The following is a 20,981-nucleotide window of genomic DNA, read 5'->3' as shown; positions in this document are numbered from 1 at the left end:
ATGAATGTGATACAGGGAAGTATTTTAGTCTCACTGGTGATCTTCATTGGCTTACTTATCTCTGGTAAGTTTCGACCGTCGAGTTTATTTGGTGGGATGGTTATTTTAGCTTACTTGTCTGGTTTTATTGAAATGCCTCAAGTCATGGCTGGATTTACTAATCCTTCTCTTATCACATTAATTTTATTATTACTTATTTCGATTACGATTGAAAAAACGCGTCTAATTAGCTGGATAGGACGGCAGTTATCCACGGGCCGTTTTACGGTTGTGGTGGCTAAACTCGGTATTTCTACGGCTTTACTCTCTTCTTTTACCAATAATACCGCTGTTGTTGCGTCGTTAATTGGTGCAGTGAAGCGTAACAATACCCATGCACCCACTAAATTACTTATTCCACTTTCCTATGCTGCGATCTTTGGTGGCACACTGACGCTAATTGGTACATCGACAAATCTGATTGTGAATAGTTTTGTGGTTGATGCAGGGCTTCCCTCATTGGGCTTTTTTGAATTTTCGATTATCGGTTTAGCTGGTTTTGCTGCTGGTATGATTGTACTTATTACCATGAGCCATAGGTTACCCGACCATACCCAAGATGAGAGTGAAGAATTAGTCTATTTTTTAGAAGCACGTGTAAAACCTAATTCAAACCTGGTTGGAAAAACCATTGCTGAAAACAATTTACGTGCGCTAAAACAGTTATACCTTGCCGAAATACAGCGAAATGGTGACGTGATTTGTCCCGTCTGCCCAGACGAAGTATTACAAGCGAATGATCAACTTCTGTTTTGTGGTGACGTTGATTCTGTCGGAGTACTGCAAGATATTAAAGGGCTGAAGTTATTTGGTCAAGGTGAACTGAATGGTCAACATCTTGTTGAAGTGATCGTCAGTCATTCTTCAAAATTAAATGGCTTAACCTTAAAAGAAAGTAAATTCAGAGAACATTTTGATTCTGTGGTAGTAGCTATTCGCCGTGGGCATAGTCCTTTACGCGGAGGCTTAGGTAATGTGCGTTTACGTGCTGGCGATACCTTATTATTAGCACCGGGAGCCGAGTTTAAAAACAGTAAAGATTTGAGTCGTGATTTTGTCGTTGTCAGTGGTTTAGATGCTGCCACACGTTTAAGTGATAAACGTAGTATTGGCGTATTAGCTGGATTTGTTGGCACGATTGCTTTAGCACTAACGGGCACATTACCGTTATTAAAAGGTTTAGTTATATTCGTATTACTTCTTTGCATGAGTGGTACTTTATCCTTACAAGAGATCCGTAGACGTTTGCCCCTTGATCTTTGGATTGTCGTAGGTAGTGCATTAGCGCTATCGAACATGCTACAAACCAGTGGTGTTTCAGACTTATTAGCGGGATCTTTAATACAGGCTTTTAATGGCTGGGGGGTATTGGCTGCGTTTATTGCTACTTATTTTGCAACATTATTATTAAGTGAATTAATCACCAATAATGCCGCTGCTGCATTGGCATTCCCAATTGCATTTAGCTTGGCACAAAGTTATGGGGTGAGTGAATTACCTTTCATCATGGCGGTTATCTTTGGTGCTAGTGCCAGCTTTATTTCGCCTTACGGTTATCAAACCAATCTAATGGTTTATAGTGCAGGAAATTATGCGCTATCTGACTACCTTAAACTCGGTGTTCCGACATCGATTGCTTATTCCTCTATGGTATTAGTAATGATTCCATATGTATTCCCATTTTATTTGTGAGCATGTAATGACAAGAATTATTAATGAAAGTAATGCTGATACAGCAGCGACTGAAAACATCGTGTGGCATAAACATACTGTAGATAAAGCAGCAAGAGCAGCGAATAAACAACAGCAACCCTGTGTATTGTGGTTTACGGGCTTAAGTGGCTCTGGCAAGTCGACAGTGGCGGGCGCATTAGAGAATGAATTACATAAAGCGGGTTATCATACGTACTTGTTAGACGGCGATAATGTGCGTTTTGGTTTATGTGGCGATCTGGGGTTTAGCGATGATGACCGTAAAGAAAATATTCGCAGAGTGGGAGAAGTGGCGAAGTTAATGGTTGATGCAGGTGTTATTGTATTAACTGCCTTTATTTCCCCACACCGTCAAGAGCGTGATTTAGTTCGTTCATTATTGGGTGACAGTGAGTTTATCGAAATACATGTCGATGCGGACCTTACGGTTTGTGAGCAGCGTGATCCGAAGGGACTTTATAAAAAAGCGCGGGCAGGTGAGATCAAGAATTTTACCGGTATTGATTCTGTTTACGAAGCACCAAATAAACCAGAACTGTACTTAGATAATGGGAATAATCCAGTATCAACCTCAGTTCAACAGATAGTGACTTATCTTTCACAGCAAGGTCATATTAAGTAATTTTTATAAGTAATTTTTTATAAAAATCGTTTGTAAGTAAAGGAGTCGTAGCGAATAAATGGATAGTTCAATAGAGAGTTCAATAGAGAGTTCAATAGAGAGTTTAATCGATCATTTAGTCAGTCAGGTTAATGATATTGCTGTTGCAGCGGGACAAGAAATATTAACTATTTATCAGCGCGATTTTAAGGTTGATACCAAAGATGATAACTCACCAGTGACAGAAGCCGACATTGCAGCTAATGACATTATTGTTGCTAGCTTACTCACTATCACACCTGATATCCCAATTTTGTCGGAAGAAGGCGCAAATATCCCTTGGGATGAGCGAAAGCAATGGCAAACATTTTGGCTTGTTGATCCGCTCGATGGCACTAAAGAGTTTATTAAACGTAATGGTGAGTTTACCGTTAATATCGCCTTGATCCACAATCAGCAACCTATATTAGGTGTTGTCTATGCACCTGTATTAGATAAGCTCTATTATACGAATACTGACGGCGCTTTTTTATTACATGGTGGCGAAACCGTTAAGTTAGCTGCATTACCAGTTCCTAATCATGAAACTGTTAAAGTGGTCGGTTCCCGTTCTCATGCAAGTCCTGAAATGGCATTGTATTTAGCACGTTATAAAGAAACAGATATTATACCGGTTGGTAGTTCATTGAAGTTTTGTTTGATTGCTGAAGGGAGTGCGCATTGTTATCCACGATTAGGCCCCACTTGTTGGTGGGATACTGGTGCTGGACATGCTGTTGCTTGTGCGGCTGGTGCAAAAGTAGTACAACTTGATGGTTCGCCTTTATTGTATAACCACCAGGAATCAGTATTAAACCCGTTTTTTGTTGTCGCTAAATAGTAGTGCTTAAAAACTAAATGCGTTATGTAAATGGCTGGTTAGCTCAGAAAAATATTCATGGTTATTCTCATGAGGGATGAGCTTAGCCAGCTCATCACCAATATTAGTAAAGCGATAATACTTCACTCTTGATGAACTGCTTTTTACTTTTACCGTTAATTTCTCTTCCCCGTAGCTTATCGGTAAGTCTTTATCTCGTGGGAGATTGACCATTTCTAATTCATTGTTATGAATTAATCCCAATTCAGATAAGGTTAAAAAGCTGCTATAAGGTAGTTTGTGTCGACCTAAGTTAATCGATTTAAATTGCGGTTTATTAAATAATAAGAAACTTTTGTTATTATTTTGGCAGTTAAGAATAATTTTACGGTTAGTGTCATAACCTACTTGAGAACTTAAGTTACAGGCAGACTGAAACATTTGAGCTTCACGTTGGGTCATTTGATTGAGTGTGCGCAGTGACTTTACTGAGAAACTGCCGGAATGGCTTAATTCTAACGCAAAAATTTTACCCCATAATGTTTGCATATGCGGCCCTGAAATATCTTTTGCCATTGACATAAAAGCACTGAGCCAATCTGGGTCAATCACTTCGCTGGTGACATCGTCACAAAAATTATTGGCGCGAACGACAATGCTTTCTAAATTTTGTTGTTGTTTTATTTGTTCTTGATTAACACGTTGGATTGCTCTGTGTTCAAATGTGGTGTGCTTGTTTACTGTTAACATACCGTCAATGCCTCTATCTTTAGAGACTTTTCTTAATTGTTGAATACTGTTTAAAATATTCGATTCAACTTTATTTATACTGGTATCATTTCCAGACATAGCAAAACCTAGCCGTGTATTCAGATTAAGGGTAATAAGCTTTATTTATACCTGATATAGGCCTGAATGTATTGTTTTGATATGTAAAATTGCTGGCTAGCGAGGATATTTTTATACTAGTTTATATTTTAAAGTTATTTGGACGAGTTCGGTAATAAAAAGTCTACTTCTACTCGTCCTTCGTATGGTATATCTAAGGTTTTGAAGGCTATTTAGATATTAATATTATATATAGGCATTGATAAGACCAATCACAGTCTCGATCTCTGTTGGATTCATCTCACCGTCTTTAACATATAAAATCTTGCCTGCTTGATCTAATAAAATGATCGCAGAACTTTTTTCTGTTAGACCCCACTTATTACGAATATCACCGTCTTCATCAAGAACAAAGATTGCATCGGGAAATTCTTCTTTGTTTGATCTCAATTGACTCGCGACTATCGCACCAGTACCCCAAATCGCTTCGTCTAAATTAACTAGCGTAGCAGTATTGTATTTCTCGAATGGGAAATCAGATTTTTTCAATGCATCAATCATTGGCTCATTTAATTCCTTAGCTGATGTGCGCCCTGCAATATGCTGAATTAAAATAACCTTATTATGTAACTCGGCAGTAGACCACTGGCGGTATTCGAATTCACCTTCGACTAGAGCAACATAACCTTTATCTTTGATTGTAACTTGGGGAACATTATCTCCCAACGTGAGGTTATGGCTTAAAGCGACAAAAGAGGCGAGTGATAGCGTAATAGCCGTCAGTATTTTTTTCATTATTTTTATCCTTTTAAATATGAAATTAATGTGAATGTTTAAGCCGATAGTCTATTAACCAGCCATATCGAGTTATATTATTTTCATATATTATTCTATTTTCAAGGATTTTTATTACTAAAATACAAATATTGTGGTCAATATAATGATTCACTAATCAATTCTGTGTCAGACGATAATATTTTATCTAATTTTACTTTTGACCCTAATATGACAGTATATTGATTTTGATTAATTATGATTTGTTGGCCTTTTATGCCGCTTTTACTATCAATGGTTAGCCATACGGGTGACACACTACCAATACTGTCTGATGGATAAAGCATGAAAAGTTCATATTCAGGTGCGAGTTGACTAATCAGTGTCGCTAATAATAGGGCTTTTTCATCACTGTCTGCTTCATTGCTTTTTAAGACGCTAATTGGAGAGAAGAAACTATTCTTATGCTCTTCTCTGTCTGGGATAGCATAAACCCAATGCTGTGCATTTTTGACAGCTGAGTTAACTGACTGCTGGTTGGCAAGTTGTGTCGCAATATCTTTTAGGTATGCCCTATACTCATAAAAAAGTTGAGAATAATTCGGTCTAACGCAAGGTAAATCTTCATCATCTGGATGCACGCAAGGGGTTATTTTTAAGTGATAAAAGGCATCGTTTTGATATTGATTGTAGGCCTGCCAAAATAATTGTGAGGCATTACTTTTGTCTTTATTGGTAAATGCGTATTGTATGTCTTTTATTTTTTCTTGATCATTTGGAGTGTAGAAATTAATACGGTCGATAGCAAATTCGAGTCTTGGCGTTAAGTAGGTATGAATCGCTTTGATTGGATAACTCAATGAAAAGGACAATTTATAACTGTCTAATAATGATGTTTCAACAATATCGGTATCAAAAAATGATTTTATCTTTAAGCTCTTTCCTTTGCTATCAGTCCATTGCCAATTAATCGAAAATGAATTTATTTCATTGTTCGGTAAGTTGATTAGGGGCGAAGACGAAAGATTATTGCGTTCATCTGTATCACCAGAGAGAGAGGCCATTACCGGTACAGAAAGGAAAATCATTATGCTTGTGGTTATAGAAGGCCACAGAGATGCGTTGTTCAATAAAGAGTTGGGCATTTAATGAATCTCTGATGATGAGCTATTCACTAAGCTTGGTAGAAAATGTGATTGATATCAAAAATAATACAGAATAAATTTTGTTACCAACCACACCTTATTATAACTATTTAGACCTGTTATCGCACAGGTCGTTTGCGTAACAGCTGATTACCAGCCCTTTACGATTGAATTGTTAAATAGTTTTTTAGCTTCGTCATACACTTCTTGAGTTTGGAATGCCGCGATGAATTGTTTTACTTTCTCTGAATCTTTATTGTCGTTACGAGCAACAATTAAATTTACGTATGGAGATTCTTTATTTTCCACGAAGATGCCGTCTTTAGTTGGCGATAAACCAATCTTAGTTGCAAATGTGGTGTTGATAACCGCTATTGTTACGTCTTGTAAGTTACGCGCTAATAGCGCAGCTTCTAATTTTATAATCTCAACACCAAATGGATTCGCAGTAATGTCTAATTCTGTAGCTTTAATACCCGCGCCAGCTTTAAGTGCGATGATACCTTGTTGCTCAAGTAATAATAATGAGCGCCCTAGGTTAGTTGGATCATTTGGTACTGCAATTTTATTACCTTCTTTAAGCTCGTCAACACGCTTGATTGATGCTGAGTATGCCGCAATTGGATAAACAAATGTGTTTGCTACTGCTGTAATATCGTAACCACGTTGTTCGATTTGTGCATCTAGATAAGGTTTATGTTGGAAAGCATTTACATCAATACTGCCTTCTTCAAGTGCTCGGTTTGGTGTTACATAATCCGTAAAGGTGACTATTTCAATGTCTAGATCGTATTTCTCTTTAGCAATTTTCTTTGCAATCTCAATGACTTCCGCTTCAGGGCCAGCCATTGCGCCCACTTTTAATACTGTTGAGTCTTTGTCGCCACTACATGCACTTAATAACGCACTTGATGCAATTGCTGTTACTGATACTAATTTCTTTAGTGAAAATTCCATGATTAATATTTCCTTGAGTTGTTAAAATTTATTATCTGTGGTCGACTTTACTTATTAAGCGTTCACCGACTGATTGAATAACTTGTACGATGATCACCAGTAAGATTACTGTAATTAGAATAATAGTAGGGTTAAAGCCAATGTAACCATGCTGAATACCAACATCGCCTAGGCCGCCGCCGCCGACAGTACCCGCCATTGCTGAGTAGTTTACAAGTGTTACTAACGTGATTGTGATGCTATTAATAATTCCTGGCATTGCTTCTGGGATTAACACTTTCATTATAATTTGTAGTGGTGTCGCGCCCATTGTTTGCGCTGCTTCGACTAGCCCTGCTGGCACATCTAATAATGCACCTTCAATTAATCGAGCAATAAAAGGGATTGAAGCAACTGTTAGTGGAACGATCATTGCGCCAGTGCCGATTGATGAGCCGACAATCAGGCGTGTAAAAGGAATGATTGCAACAAGTAAAATAATGAAAGGTACTGAACGACCTACATTTACAATCACACTTAATACATTATTTAATTTTTTATTTTCTAAAATACCGTTGGTTTTTGTTACATGCAATAGGATGCCTGTTGGCATACCCAGTAAACATGCAATTGCAGCGGCAATACCGACCATCACGAGTGTTTCAATCGTTGCGGTAAAAAGTAAATTAATCATTTGATCAGTCGACATAACCGATAACCTCTACATTAACTGCGTGTTGTTGGAAAAATGCTTTGGCTGCAAGAGTGTTTTCTTTATTACCAATAAGTTCGGCAAGCATATAACCGAACTTGATGCCGCCGGCAAATTCAATATCGGCACTTAAAATATTCACATCAACATTTAATGTACGACTTACTTCTGAAATAACGGCTGAGTCAACACTGTTACCAGTGAAGCCAAGACGTACTAATGGCGTTGAGTTTTCTTTCCTATTTAACGATAATCGTTGTTTATACTCATCAGGAATTTCTAGGTTTATCGTTGCTTCAATAAATATTTGTGCTAATTCTGTTTCTGGATTAGCAAAGAACTTCGCTACCGTATTTTGTTCAATCAATTCGCCTTTATCAATGATCGCAACTTTATGGCAGATATTTTTAACCACTTCCATTTCGTGCGTGATAAGTAGAATCGTCAGGCCTAGTCGTGCATTAATATTTTTTAATAGTTCTAAAATTGATTTTGTTGTACTCGGGTCTAGTGCTGATGTTGCTTCATCGCACAGCAGTACTTTAGGTTCTGAAGCTAATGCACGCGCAATCGCCACACGCTGTTTTTGACCGCCACTTAATTCCGAAGGGTAAGCTTTATGTTTTGTTGATAAGCCAACTAACTCAAGCAGTGGTGTAATTTTGCTATTGATCTCGGCTTTATCAATACCTGCTAATTCCAGCGGTAATGCTACATTATCAAATACAGTTCGAGACGATAATAAATTGAAATGTTGAAATATCATGCCGATTTGGCGTCGTGCAGTACATAGTTCTGCTTTATTTAGTTGAGTTAGTTCAACGCCATCAAGCTGAATTGATCCCGATGTTGGAGTTTCAAGTAAGTTTACACAACGAATAAGGGTACTTTTACCCGCACCTGATGAACCTATAACACCGAATATCTCACCTTTTTCGACGTTTAGGTTAACGTCTTTCAAGGCATAAACAGGTTTGTCTGTAGTTTCAAATATTTTATTTATATTTGTTAATTTAATCATTTCAACGCCTAAAACGAAAAGTAAAAATTGATATATAAGATTAGATATTAATTCTTCATTTATGAGTAACAACTGGATACATATGCTAGTTATTTAGTTGCCCAAAGTCAATGGCCTTTTTTACATCTAGATGGCTAAACTGTGTTTTATTTCTATTGAGGTAGTTTTAATTGCTTAGGTTTACATTTACATGTAAAAGGTATGGATTGCGTAATTTTTATGACGTGAAATAATGTGCAATTAGAATGATTGATAATAAAGGTAATAATAGTGGCAACTGCAGCTGTGTTCTTAGACCGTGATGGTGTGATTAATAAAGATAAAGGTTATGTTTCAAAAATTGATGATTTTGAATTCATTGATGGCAGCATTGAAGCAATGCAATTATTGAAGGCGCATGGTTATCTATTAGTTGTAATAACAAATCAGTCTGGTATTGCACGAGGTTATTATACTGAAGATGAATTTATGACGCTCACGGAATGGATGGATTGGTCACTTGCCGATCGGGGTGTCGATCTTGATGGTATTTATTATTGTCCTCATCATCCCGAAAAAGGTATTGGTGATTATAAGCAAGATTGTTTATGTCGTAAGCCAAATACAGGGATGTTAGATAGTGCAGGTAAAGATCTAGATATTGATTTTGCTAACTCGTATTTAGTGGGTGATAAACTATCTGATATTCAGGCTGGTCAAAAATCACAGCTCAAAGCCAATTATTTGGTGTCGACGGGTAAAGTGCTATGTGAAAAAGGTGCAGAAGCAGCAGATGCTGTGTTTATAGACCTATTATCTGCGGCTAAAACGATAGTTAACGACTAAATCGACACTTATTGGTTGTTATTTGAGCAGTTGCGTTTTTTTTAAGGAAAAGTCTTGCCAATAAAACGTAGTTCTCTATAATCCACCCCACTGACACGGCAGCAGCCGCTCAGTATGTTCTTTAACAATTTATTCAAGCAATCTGTGTGAGCACTTGCAGAGATATAATGACCAAAAATTATATCAATGTAATTGTGAACATTAAATTAAATCGAAAGATTTGGTTTTATAAACAACAAACCTCGGTTTGTTGTTGAAGTACAGAATTCATTGAGCCGACTTAATCAACATCGTTGATTAGTCAAAAAACTTTTAATTGAAGAGTTTGATCATGGCTCAGATTGAACGCTGGCGGTAGGCTTAACACATGCAAGTCGAGCGGAAACGAAGAATAGCTTGCTATTCTGGCGTCGAGCGGCGGACGGGTGAGTAATGCTTGGGAATCTGCCTAGTCGAGGGGGACAACAGTTGGAAACGACTGCTAATACCGCATACGACCTACGGGTGAAAGGGGGCCTCTTCTTGAAAGCTCTCGCGACTAGATGAGCCCAAGTGGGATTAGCTTGTTGGTGAGGTAAGAGCTCACCAAGGCGACGATCCCTAGCTGGTCTGAGAGGATGATCAGCCACACTGGAACTGAGACACGGTCCAGACTCCTACGGGAGGCAGCAGTGGGGAATATTGCACAATGGGGGAAACCCTGATGCAGCCATACCGCGTGTATGAAGAAGGCCTTAGGGTTGTAAAGTACTTTCAGCGAGGAGGAAAGGCAGTAGATTAATACTCTACTGCTGTGACGTTACTCGCAGAAGAAGCACCGGCTAACTCCGTGCCAGCAGCCGCGGTAATACGGAGGGTGCAAGCGTTAATCGGAATTACTGGGCGTAAAGCGCATGCAGGCGGTTTGTTAAGCGAGATGTGAAAGCCCCGGGCTCAACCTGGGAACTGCATTTCGAACTGGCAAACTAGAGTTCTTGAGAGGGTGGTAGAATTTCAGGTGTAGCGGTGAAATGCGTAGAGATCTGAAGGAATACCAGTGGCGAAGGCGGCCACCTGGCAAGTAACTGACGCTCAGATGCGAAAGCGTGGGTAGCAAACGGGATTAGATACCCCGGTAGTCCACGCCGTAAACGATGTCTACTCGGAGTTTGGTTCCTTGAGAACTGGGCTCTTAAGCTAACGCATTAAGTAGACCGCCTGGGGAGTACGGCCGCAAGGTTAAAACTCAAATGAATTGACGGGGGCCCGCACAAGCGGTGGAGCATGTGGTTTAATTCGATGCAACGCGAAGAACCTTACCTACTCTTGACATCCATAGAACTTTTCAGAGATGAATTGGTGCCTTCGGGAACTATGAGACAGGTGCTGCATGGCTGTCGTCAGCTCGTGTTGTGAAATGTTGGGTTAAGTCCCGCAACGAGCGCAACCCTTATCCTTATTTGCCAGCACGTAATGGTGGGAACTCTAAGGAGACTGCCGGTGATAAACCGGAGGAAGGTGGGGACGACGTCAAGTCATCATGGCCCTTACGAGTAGGGCTACACACGTGCTACAATGGCGCATACAAAGGGCTGCAAACCAGCAATGGTAAGCGAATCCCATAAAGTGCGTCGTAGTCCGGATTGGGGTCTGCAACTCGACCCCATGAAGTCGGAATCGCTAGTAATCGTGAATCAGAATGTCACGGTGAATACGTTCCCGGGCCTTGTACACACCGCCCGTCACACCATGGGAGTGGGCTGCACCAGAAGTCATTAGCTTAACCTTCGGGAGGGCGATGACCACGGTGTGGTTCATGACTGGGGTGAAGTCGTAACAAGGTAGCCCTAGGGGAACCTGGGGCTGGATCACCTCCTTACGTAAAGTTGTTAGTTTTTGTAAGTGCCCACACAAATTGCTTGAATAGAAACGTTAAAGACAGTCTTATGAAAATAAGACAACGTTTGGGATGAAATCCAAACGTAGAAAGTAAATAGTGTCCCGTTCGTCTAGAGGCCTAGGACACCGCCCTTTCACGGCGGTAACACGAGTTCAAATCTCGTACGGGATACCATCTTTCTTCTGTAAGGAAGATGGAGTATTTTTTCTTTCTGATTAAAAATCAAAGCTAAGCAGCGAATGCTTATCTTTGCTTTTTAGCAAATTGCTCTTTAAAAATTTGGAAAGCTGAATAAATAAAGAAGTTCTTAAAACACGTTATTACTTCGGTAATAACAATATAGTGTTCTTGAGTATTCTTGAGGCGAAAAAAACTAGATAATACCTAGTTATTTCAATTGTACGGTCGACTTTAGATTGTATGGTTAAGTGACTAAGCGTATACGGTGGATGCCTAGGCAGTCAGAGGCGATGAAGGACGTGTTAATCTGCGTTAAGCTGTGGGGAGTTGATAAAAAGCGTTAATCCACAGATTTCCGAATGGGGGAACCCACTCTACTTTGTAGAGTATCGTAACGTGAATACATAGCGTTACGAAGCGAACCGGGAGAACTGAAACATCTAAGTACCCCGAGGAAAAGAAATCAATAGAGATACCCTTAGTAGCGGCGAGCGAACGGGGTCTAGCCCTTAAGCAGTTTGGAAGTTAGTGGAAGATTCTGGAAAGTTTCACGATACAGGGTGATAGTCCCGTACATGAAAACGACCTTACTGTGAAATCGAGTAGGACGGCACACGTGATATGCTGTTTGAATATGGGAGGACCATCTTCCAAGGCTAAATACTACTGACTGACCGATAGTGAACCAGTACCGTGAGGGAAAGGCGAAAAGAACCCCTGTGAGGGGAGTGAAATAGAACCTGAAACCGTATACGTACAAGCAGTGGGAGCAGACTTGTTCTGTGACTGCGTACCTTTTGTATAATGGGTCAACGACTTAATTTCAGTAGCAAGGTTAAGCGAATAGCGGAGCCGTAGGGAAACCGAGTGTTAACTGCGCGAATAGTTGCTGGGATTAGACCCGAAACCCGGTGATCTAGCCATGGGCAGGTTGAAGGTTGAGTAACATCAACTGGAGGACCGAACCGACTAATGTTGAAAAATTAGCGGATGACTTGTGGCTGGGGGTGAAAGGCCAATCAAACCGGGAGATAGCTGGTTCTCCTCGAAAGCTATTTAGGTAGCGCCTCGCGTCTAACTATTGGGGGTAGAGCACTGTTAAGGCTAGGGGGTCATCCCGACTTACCAACCCTTTGCAAACTCCGAATACCAATAAGTTCAATCGCGGGAGACACACGGCGGGTGCTAACGTCCGTCGTGGAAAGGGAAACAACCCAGACCGTCAGCTAAGGTCCCAAAGTGTATGTTAAGTGGGAAACGATGTGGAAAGGCTCAGACAGCCAGGAAGTTGGCTTAGAAGCAGCCATCTTTTAAAGAAAGCGTAATAGCTCACTGGTCGAGTCGGTCTGCGCGGAAGATTTAACGGGGCTAAACATACCACCGAAGCTACGGATGCAAGACTTGTTCTTGCATGGTAGAGGAGCGTTCTGTAAGCCGTCGAAGGTGAGTTGAGAAGCTTGCTGGAGGTATCAGAAGTGCGAATGTTGACATGAGTAACGATAATGGGGGTGAAAAACCTCCACGCCGAAAGACCAAGGGTTCCTGTCCAACGTTAATCGGGGCAGGGTGAGTCGACCCCTAAGGCGAGGCCGAAAGGCGTAGTCGATGGGAAACAGGTTAATATTCCTGTACTCACTTATATTGCGATGGGGTGACGGAGAAGGTTAGGCTAGCATGGCGATGGTTGTCCATGTTTAAGGTTGTAGGCTGTGTGCTTAGGTAAATCCGGGCGCACATTAAGGCTGAGAGCTGATGACGAGTCTCTACGGAGATGAAGTAGTTGATACCCGGCTTCCAGGAAAAACCTCTAAGCTTCAGATATAAGAGAATCGTACCCCAAACCGACACAGGTGGTTAGGTAGAGAATACTAAGGCGCTTGAGAGAACTCGGGTGAAGGAACTAGGCAAAATGGTACCGTAACTTCGGGAGAAGGTACGCCGATGATGGTGAAGGACTTGCTCCGTAAGCTATTGTCGGTCGCAGAGAAATGGTGGCTGCAACTGTTTATTAAAAACACAGCACTGTGCAAAATCGAAAGATGACGTATACGGTGTGACGCCTGCCCGGTGCCGGAAGGTTAATTGATTGGGTTAGACTTAGGTCGAAGCTCATGATCGAAGCCCCGGTAAACGGCGGCCGTAACTATAACGGTCCTAAGGTAGCGAAATTCCTTGTCGGGTAAGTTCCGACCTGCACGAATGGCGTAATGATGGCCACGCTGTCTCCACCCGAGACTCAGTGAAATTGAAATCGCTGTTAAGATGCAGTGTACCCGCGGCTAGACGGAAAGACCCCGTGAACCTTTACTATAGCTTGGCACTGAACATTGAACCTACATGTGTAGGATAGGTGGGAGACGTTGAAGCATTGTCGCTAGATGATGTGGAGTCAACCTTGAAATACCACCCTTGTACGTTTGATGTTCTAACGTAGGCCCCTTATCGGGGTTGCGGACAGTGTCTGGTGGGTAGTTTGACTGGGGCGGTCTCCTCCCAAAGAGTAACGGAGGAGCACGAAGGTTGGCTAAACATGGTTGGACATCATGTGGTTAGTGCAAAGGCATAAGCCAGCTTAACTGCGAGACAGACACGTCGAGCAGGTACGAAAGTAGGTCTTAGTGATCCGGTGGTTCTGAATGGAAGGGCCATCGCTCAACGGATAAAAGGTACTCCGGGGATAACAGGCTGATACCGCCCAAGAGTTCATATCGACGGCGGTGTTTGGCACCTCGATGTCGGCTCATCACATCCTGGGGCTGAAGTTGGTCCCAAGGGTATGGCTGTTCGCCATTTAAAGTGGTACGCGAGCTGGGTTTAGAACGTCGTGAGACAGTTCGGTCCCTATCTGCCGTGGGCGTTTGAGAATTGAGAGGAGCTGCTCCTAGTACGAGAGGACCGGAGTGGACGAACCACTGGTGTTCGGGTTGTTATGCCAATAGCATTGCCCGGTAGCTAAGTTCGGAACTGATAACCGCTGAAAGCATCTAAGCGGGAAGCAGGCCTCGAGATGAGTTCTCACTGGGACTTTAAGTCCCCTGAAGGGCCGTTGGAGACTACAACGTTGATAGGCAAGGTGTGTAAGTGCTGTGAGGCATTGAGCTAACTTGTACTAATTACCCGTGAGGCTTAACCATACAAATTAAAGTATGATTAATTGAAATACGACTTAAGAATTGATTGAACACTACTATTTATCGAAAGATAGGTTTTAAAGACTTCTTTATTTATAGCTTTTCAGATTTTAAAGATACAACTTGAAAGCAAACCAGATTTGCTTGGTGACCATAGTGTTGCGGTACCACCTGATCCCATTCCGAACTCAGTAGTGAAACGTAATAACGCCGATGGTAGTGTGGGGCTTCCCCATGTGAGAGTAGGGCATCGCCAAGCGCCAAATTAAGACTGATGGAAACATTAGCACAGATTGTGCGGAGTGGTAGTTCAGTTGGTTAGAATACCGGCCTGTCACGCCGGGGGTCGCGGGTTCGAGTCCCGTCCACTCCGCCAACAACAACGAAAGCCTGAATCGAAAGATTCAGGCTTTTTTTGTGCCTGAAATTCAGGATACAAAAATACAGATTGTTCGGGGTGGTAGTTCAGTTGGTTAGACTCTTTATAAAACCATAAGCGGCCTGTCACGCAGGGGCTCGCGGGTTGTGTTTGTAGAAAGCCGTCCACTCCGCCAACAACAACGAAAGCCTGAATCGAAAACTTTTTTGTTAGAAATAGAGGCTTTTTTGTGCCTGAAATTCAGGATACAAGAATACAGATTGTTCGGAGCGGTCGTTCAGTTGGTTAGACTGTTTACCTAAAAAGGCGGCCTGTCACGCTGCCGAAGGCTTCGTGGGTTCGAGTCCTGTCCACTCCGCCAACAACGAAAGCCTGAATCGAAAACTTTTTGTTAGAAATAGAGGCTTTTTTTGTGCCAGAAATTCAGGATACAAGAATACAGATTGTTCGGAGCGGTCGTTCAGTTAGTTAGACTGTTTACTTAAAAAAGGCGTCCTGTCACGCTGCCGAAGGCTTCGTGGGTTCGAGTCCCGTCGACTCCGCCAACAACAACGAAATTCGGTTGAAGATAAAACATAGATTGTACGATGCAATCGACAGCCATCCCTGGCTGCTAACGATCATCAGATCTTAGCAAGTGATGTTGGGTAATTTCTATCGTGGGCAATCTCGCAAGCGAGTCTATTGATATCACTTTCAGATAAAGCCGTAAAACTTGCATTAACATTACGGCACTCTGTTAATTGCTCATGTGAGTAATCAAATAGTTTATGTATAATTTGATCTGCTACTGTGAGTGCTGACGATGCTTTAACTATTTCGGCTCTAGCATATTGCTGCCCTTCAAAAGAGACGTCATAAGCGCGTAGAGATACATCATTACCAGGTATTTGTTGCGCACCGAATAATGGCCTTCCTGCGGTTACTGCGTTGTTAAAGCTAGGGATAAAATGACTGATATGGTGAATCGCTTTTTTCGTTCGGCTATCAGACTCTTCTTTATTCCAACCTTGAACGAGCTTGTTGATGAAGCTTTTATCGAGCTTAGGTTGGGCACTGTCATCGGTACTCTTAGCTAAGCCATTTTTAAATAACGTGATCTCTTCAGTCATTCCGTGTAATTGGAAATAGCCATCAGGGTAAGGTGTTAATTGCGCCATACCTTCGGGTGTCCCTCGTTCGCCGTGAAAGACAACTTCAGGCCAACGTTCACTTTGTTCCCAATGCGTAATGTAGGCAGCCTTAAATTCAACCATTCGTTCTTTTGGTGTATCTGCCATGTCATCAATAATGCCTGTTCTATAACCACAAGCATTAATTAAATAATCAACTTCGGTTGTTGTCTGCTTATCGTTTTCAGCATGTGTGATTAACCAAGTCTTATCCGCAGTGTAAGCAACGTTTATCACTTTGTTGTTAACCAGTAAGTTGCAAGACGTTGAGGCATTCAAACTCAGTTCTGTACTTGCTGCGATACGGAATAAACTTAAACCGTACTCTTGAACCATCAATAATGGGAATTTAACTGAATCGAGATCAAGTGTTTTAGCAAGCGGGATCATCCAATCCGAAAATCGAGTTATCTCCTGCGGTTGTGATTCGTGTTTTAATCGTTCAATGTCGCTGCGGGTAAACATTTGATAATAATCATCGGAGTCACCGAGTACTTTATTACTTTCATCGGCTTGAATTAACGCTTTGTAATGTTGAGTTAACAATTCAAGTCGTGGTAATAATTTTTCTATGTTACTGGCATCGCGTTGAGGGATTGCAATTACGGTTGGACGCTTATTAATGCAGTGCGGATAGATCTTCATTGTCGCGATTGACTGTTCTAATAACGTAAGGCATTGCTCGTCGGAAATGTCAGGGTAAAGGTTGCCGCCAGCATGTAAATGACATACTGGTGGGCCATTGACTAAGCTAACCCCTTCTTCAAATAAGGTCACATTTATGTCTAACCCAGTTAAACGCAGTGCGATAGTACTACCAGCGATACCACCGCCGATAACCGCAATGCGTTTTGATTTTAAAGTAGACGGTACGTTATTGATCATTTTCTTCGCAACGTATAAATAATTAGATGACTTATTATGCCAATTATTTATACTTGAATGAAACTTATTTTTAGTTAAAGTGTATTTATACTGCTAAATAGCGCTGAGCCTTTCGTATTCGCATGAACTTTATCCCGTTGCTAACCAGATCCCGACAAAGACCATCAGTGAGCCTGCGATTTTATTGAGTAAGCGGACATTATTACTTTTCTGTAAAAAAAGACGCAATGTTTGTCCACCGCTCGCATACATTAATAAACAGCTAAATTCAGTAATCAGAATAATAGCCACGAGTACGGATAGCTGTGGTGTTAATGCTTGGGTAGGGTTAATAAAAGGCGGTAATAGCGAGATCATAAATACCCAACCTTTTGGGTTCGCGATCGCAGTCACAAAGCCTTGGCTGGCTAATTGAATTGGCTTCACTGTGCTTTCAGGCCCTAGGCTATCAGAAATAGCGAGTTTACCCTTTGATCGCCACATTTGAATACCAAGGTAAATAAGGTAGCTACCACCGAGGAATTTAAGGGCTGAAAATGCGCTAGGGTATTTCAGCATAATCGTTGCTACACCAATAACTGCCAGAATAGCAACCAAGCCTACGCCGAATAACTCTCCCCACATCATGTGCAGACTGCGCTTTACGCCAATCGTCATGCCTAATGTCATCGATAATGTCATACACATACCGGGTGTAATAGAAACGAAGAAAAATGTAGGGATAAAAAGTGCTAAAAGCTGTAAATCGATGGCGGACATTATATAAACTTAGTTAATTAGATGAAGCTGAGTAATATATCATTCAAGAAGTTTTCTGTATTCTATTGTTGAATGAATATAAATTAGCCGTTTTTAACTTTGTGAACTTGATCAAGCCATTCATTTTTAAATTTAGCCAAGTATAGGTTTAAAAATTAATCCTTAAGCCTATACTTATCAATCACAGCAATTGTATTTAGAATTTAGACTGGAATGACGCTTTAATGATAAAATTTATTACCTCTCCACAAGACATGCGATTATCTGATGTTGAAACTGCACAGTATGATCAAATCGTAGATTATGTTACTGAAATAAGCTTGAATTTAATGGCTGTTAAAGTGACGAACCGACCTGAAGATTTTCTTGGCTGGTGTAATGAATTATACAATTACGCGCGTTACGGTATTAATATGGAATTGCTTGATGCAAAACATGAAAAACCGTTACAAAAATTATTGCAGTTATTAGAAAAGTCGATCACTTGCCGTCAGGTTAAAACGTCACGTATAACACCTTGGCCTTTCCTAAAAAACTTTATGCTTGATCAAGCTGATCGCCAAGCATTAGATGAACGTCTTCGCTTATTAAACTATATCAGCTCATTACGTATAAGTACGTTAGCGGATATGTCAGATCTTGAACGCCTCGCATTTGCAGGTAAACACTTATCTGCGCACGTACCAACAAAATTTGATTTTGATGTTGAACTATTTGGTAGTACGCGTGGTTCAAAAGGCTTCCACGAGTTATTGCAACATACTCCATCTCTTCTTGATGACGCTTTAGCTGCGATCCCGTTAGAAGGCGAAGTGAGCGAAGCTGATTATAAAGAGTTTGTAAAACGTTATACAGCGGCTTTTGCTACCTTAGATAAAGGCAAAGCAGGTTTGTTTGTTGCGACTCGTTTATTGGCGATGCGCCGACCTGATGTATTCATGGTATTAACAGCCTCAAAAGTAGATGCACTTTGCCAAGGTTTTGGTCTTGTTAAACTAAATGCAACAGACTTTACACGTTACTGGGTTGATATCATTGAAGCGATTCATCGCCAACCATGGTTTAAATCGGCACAGCCAGAAGATGCAACGGAACTTGAGCTATGGAATAACCGTGTCGTGTTATTTGATCTGTTCTTTTTTGTGGATAAAGATTTCGCTGCTAAATCAAATTATTTAAAATTGAAAAACAAGCCAATGGTTGTTCGTAGTACAGCGGGTGGCCGTACTCGTACAGCGGGTGCTGTTCGTCAAAAGCGTACTAAAGAAAGCGCAACAGAAGCGGTAGATCGTTTACTTGCAGAACCAGGATTACCTGCTTACTTGCAAGGTAAACGAGATTCTATGATTATTGAAGTTGAAAAAGGTAAAAGTGCAACAGAAGTAATGCTGTTAATTAGAGCAATCTTTGGCTAGCGCTTAGTGCATCTTTAGTCATTAAGGATCAAAGCATAGAAATAAAAAAGGCTTCAATAATTGAAGCCTTTTTAGTATTTATTATTTATTAAAGGCTAATTAAACCTATAGCTTGCAAGAACACGATTGCAATTGCTACTGGTGACAAGTAACGTAGACAGAACATAACCGCTTTATAAGCCACTTCTGATAAACCAAACTCTTCACGAGTGATTTTTTCATTTACAACCCAACCGACTAATACCGCAGTGAATAGACCGGCAAGTGGTAGCATGATGTTTGCTGTTAGCTTATCTAATGCATCAAAGAAGTTCAGGCCCATCACAACATCTTGAGCCCAAGGTGCACCACTGAGTGAGAATACTGTTAGTAGTGATAGACCCCAAATAGTACAGCCCGCTGTGATTGTTGCTTTAGTACGGCTTAAGCCAAGGCGTTCGTTCAAGTAGGCTACTGGTGATTCAAGAAGTGCTATCACGGATGTGAATGCAGCAAATGTCACCATTATGAAGAATAGCGTACCAAACAAACTACCTAATGGCATTTGACCAAACGCGATAGGTAATGACACGAATAGTAGACCAGGACCCGCAGAAGGCTCCATACCATTAGCAAACACGATAGGGAAGATAGCCATACCTGCGATAAGCGCAACCGCTGTATCCATGATCGCGATCCAGATAGATGTTTTCGCGATTGACGTACCTTCAGGCATATATGTACCGTAAATCATCATGATGCCTGATGATAAACTTAGGGTGAAAAATGCGTGTCCTAGCGCTGTTAATACACCATCAATAGATAATTTTGAGAAATCTGGCGAAAACATGAATTGTGCTGCTTCACCAAAGTTACCTGTTGCAGCGGCGTAAACCATGATAATCATCAATAAGACAAGCAATGATGGCATTAGGTAAGTAACGGCTTTTTCGAGACCGGCATTAACACCACGAATTAATACTAACATTGCAGCGACGATGGTAATTGAAGCCCATATGATCAACTGTGTTGTATCTGTAATTAACCCGGTGAATAGCGCTCCAATTTCATCTTTATGAGAAATTTCAGAACCTGCGGTTGCAAGGAAGTCACCACCGATACCAAAGAAGATGTAAGCTGCTGCCCAACCTGCAATGACGATATAAAAACTTAAAATTAATGAACCTGCAATAACACCTGATGCACCCAGTAGAGACCAAATGCTTGAACCGCCAGACTCTTTTGCAATCGTAGCTGAAGCATTAGCTGGTGATGTACGAGAGCGTTTACCAATCATTACTTCTGCCATCATGACAGGAATACCGATTAGTAGAATACAAAATAGGTAGACAAGAACGAATGCACCACCACCATTTTCGCCCATGATGTAGGGGAACTTCCAAAGGTTACCTAAACCTACAGCCGCGCCAGCTGCTGCAAGTACGTATTTAAATTCGCTAGACCAGCGATTGTCAATTGTTGTGCTTGTTGTCATTTTCCCATCCTGGGTTATGTATATAGTTATGTACATACTAATAACATATTAAAAACACCGGGATAAGGACTTTAATCAGATGATAACTCTAAAATGGCAGTTATTTATTTAGTTAACGCTTGATTGTTTGTGTTTTGAGGTTTAAAGCTTCGTGTATTTCTTTAATTTTGGTATTAAATGCTTATATTTTAAGCGTGTGCTGTATATTGCGTTTTTTTACTGTATTTGAGTTAATGAACTGTTGATTGTTTGTT

The 20,981-nt window shown here is 41.0% G+C and carries 14 protein-coding genes, 2 tRNA genes and 3 rRNA genes; 10 read left to right on the top strand and 9 right to left on the bottom strand.

Translation table 11 applies throughout. From position 1 onward, the window contains the following. Genes HWV02_RS19360 through cysQ form a run of 3 tightly spaced genes read left to right on the top strand, consistent with a single transcriptional unit; the run spans position 1 to position 3,233 of the window. Complete coding sequence (locus HWV02_RS19360; RefSeq protein ID WP_211689191.1) at positions 1-1,731, top strand: SLC13 family permease; 1,731 nt, start codon at positions 1-3, stop codon at positions 1,729-1,731. Between the two features lie 7 nt (positions 1,732-1,738). Beyond that, positions 1,739-2,374 (top strand): adenylyl-sulfate kinase, encoded by a 636-nt coding sequence (gene cysC, locus HWV02_RS19355; RefSeq protein WP_211677407.1) that lies wholly within the window; start codon positions 1,739-1,741, stop codon positions 2,372-2,374. Positions 2,375-2,432: 58 nt separating this feature from the next. Then, entirely contained in the window at positions 2,433-3,233 is an 801-nt protein-coding gene (gene cysQ / locus HWV02_RS19350; RefSeq protein WP_255550548.1) for a 3'(2'),5'-bisphosphate nucleotidase CysQ, read from the top strand. Between the two features lie 6 nt (positions 3,234-3,239). On the opposite strand, the gene HWV02_RS19345 is transcribed toward cysQ, so the two are convergent. The 6 genes from HWV02_RS19345 to metN all read right to left on the bottom strand — a co-directional run bounded on the left by HWV02_RS19345 (position 3,240) and on the right by metN (position 8,628). Then, positions 3,240-4,061: a TIGR03899 family protein gene (locus HWV02_RS19345; RefSeq protein WP_211677403.1), complete on the bottom strand. Its 822-nt coding sequence runs from the start codon at positions 4,059-4,061 to the stop codon at positions 3,240-3,242. Between the two features lie 225 nt (positions 4,062-4,286). Further along, entirely contained in the window at positions 4,287-4,835 is a 549-nt protein-coding gene (locus HWV02_RS19340; RefSeq protein ID WP_211677401.1) for a YtfJ family protein, read from the bottom strand. Positions 4,836-4,972: 137 nt separating this feature from the next. After that, entirely contained in the window at positions 4,973-5,959 is a 987-nt protein-coding gene (locus tag HWV02_RS19335) for a hypothetical protein (protein ID WP_211689190.1), read from the bottom strand. A 150-nt stretch (positions 5,960-6,109) separates the two neighbouring features. Beyond that, a complete protein-coding gene (gene metQ, locus HWV02_RS19330) occupies positions 6,110-6,916 on the bottom strand; it encodes a methionine ABC transporter substrate-binding lipoprotein MetQ (RefSeq protein WP_211689189.1) in 807 nt (268 codons plus the stop codon). Between the two features lie 31 nt (positions 6,917-6,947). Further along, positions 6,948-7,604 carry a methionine ABC transporter permease gene (locus HWV02_RS19325; protein ID WP_211689188.1) on the bottom strand — a complete coding sequence of 219 codons (657 nt, stop codon included), beginning with the start codon at positions 7,602-7,604 and terminating at the stop codon, positions 6,948-6,950. Further along, entirely contained in the window at positions 7,594-8,628 is a 1,035-nt protein-coding gene (gene metN, locus HWV02_RS19320; protein ID WP_211677395.1) for a methionine ABC transporter ATP-binding protein MetN, read from the bottom strand. Before metN ends, HWV02_RS19325 begins: the two co-directional genes overlap by 11 nt. A 270-nt stretch (positions 8,629-8,898) precedes the next feature. On the opposite strand from metN, the gene gmhB reads away from it, so the two are divergent. The 6 genes from gmhB (at position 8,899) to HWV02_RS19290 (ending at position 15,019) form a co-directional block, all read left to right on the top strand. Next, positions 8,899-9,453 (top strand): D-glycero-beta-D-manno-heptose 1,7-bisphosphate 7-phosphatase, encoded by a 555-nt coding sequence (gene gmhB / locus HWV02_RS19315; protein ID WP_211677393.1) that lies wholly within the window; start codon positions 8,899-8,901, stop codon positions 9,451-9,453. A 313-nt stretch (positions 9,454-9,766) separates the two neighbouring features. Further along, positions 9,767-11,311 (top strand): 16S ribosomal RNA (locus HWV02_RS19310). 119 nt (positions 11,312-11,430) lie between these two features. Then, positions 11,431-11,506: transfer RNA gene (locus HWV02_RS19305), tRNA-Glu, on the top strand. Between the two features lie 248 nt (positions 11,507-11,754). Continuing rightward, a 23S ribosomal RNA gene (locus tag HWV02_RS19300) occupies positions 11,755-14,646 on the top strand. A 140-nt stretch (positions 14,647-14,786) separates the two neighbouring features. Beyond that, positions 14,787-14,902 (top strand): 5S ribosomal RNA (gene rrf / locus HWV02_RS19295). Together the 16S, 23S and 5S rRNA genes with 2 tRNA genes alongside form the textbook arrangement of a ribosomal RNA operon. A gap of 40 nt (positions 14,903-14,942) precedes the next feature. Next, positions 14,943-15,019: transfer RNA gene (locus tag HWV02_RS19290), tRNA-Asp, on the top strand. 626 nt (positions 15,020-15,645) lie between these two features. On the opposite strand, the gene HWV02_RS19285 is transcribed toward HWV02_RS19290, so the two are convergent. After that, positions 15,646-17,079 (bottom strand): FAD-dependent oxidoreductase, encoded by a 1,434-nt coding sequence (locus HWV02_RS19285; protein WP_211689187.1) that lies wholly within the window; start codon positions 17,077-17,079, stop codon positions 15,646-15,648. Between the two features lie 129 nt (positions 17,080-17,208). Continuing rightward, positions 17,209-17,838, bottom strand: coding sequence for a LysE family translocator (locus HWV02_RS19280; RefSeq protein ID WP_211677390.1), 630 nt, complete (start codon positions 17,836-17,838; stop codon positions 17,209-17,211). Positions 17,839-18,062: 224 nt separating this feature from the next. On the opposite strand from HWV02_RS19280, the gene HWV02_RS19275 reads away from it, so the two are divergent. Beyond that, positions 18,063-19,253, top strand: coding sequence for a hypothetical protein (locus HWV02_RS19275; RefSeq protein ID WP_211677388.1), 1,191 nt, complete (start codon positions 18,063-18,065; stop codon positions 19,251-19,253). Between the two features lie 88 nt (positions 19,254-19,341). Here HWV02_RS19275 and HWV02_RS19270 read toward each other — a convergent pair whose 3' ends face one another. Beyond that, positions 19,342-20,727, bottom strand: coding sequence for a sodium-dependent transporter (locus HWV02_RS19270; RefSeq protein WP_211677386.1), 1,386 nt, complete (start codon positions 20,725-20,727; stop codon positions 19,342-19,344). Positions 20,728-20,981: the final 254 nt, after the last annotated feature.

It is taken from the genome of Moritella sp. 28, from assembly GCF_018219435.1.
Taxonomy (GTDB): Bacteria; Pseudomonadota; Gammaproteobacteria; order Enterobacterales; family Moritellaceae; genus Moritella.
This window is presented reverse-complemented; position numbering and strand designations above follow the sequence as displayed.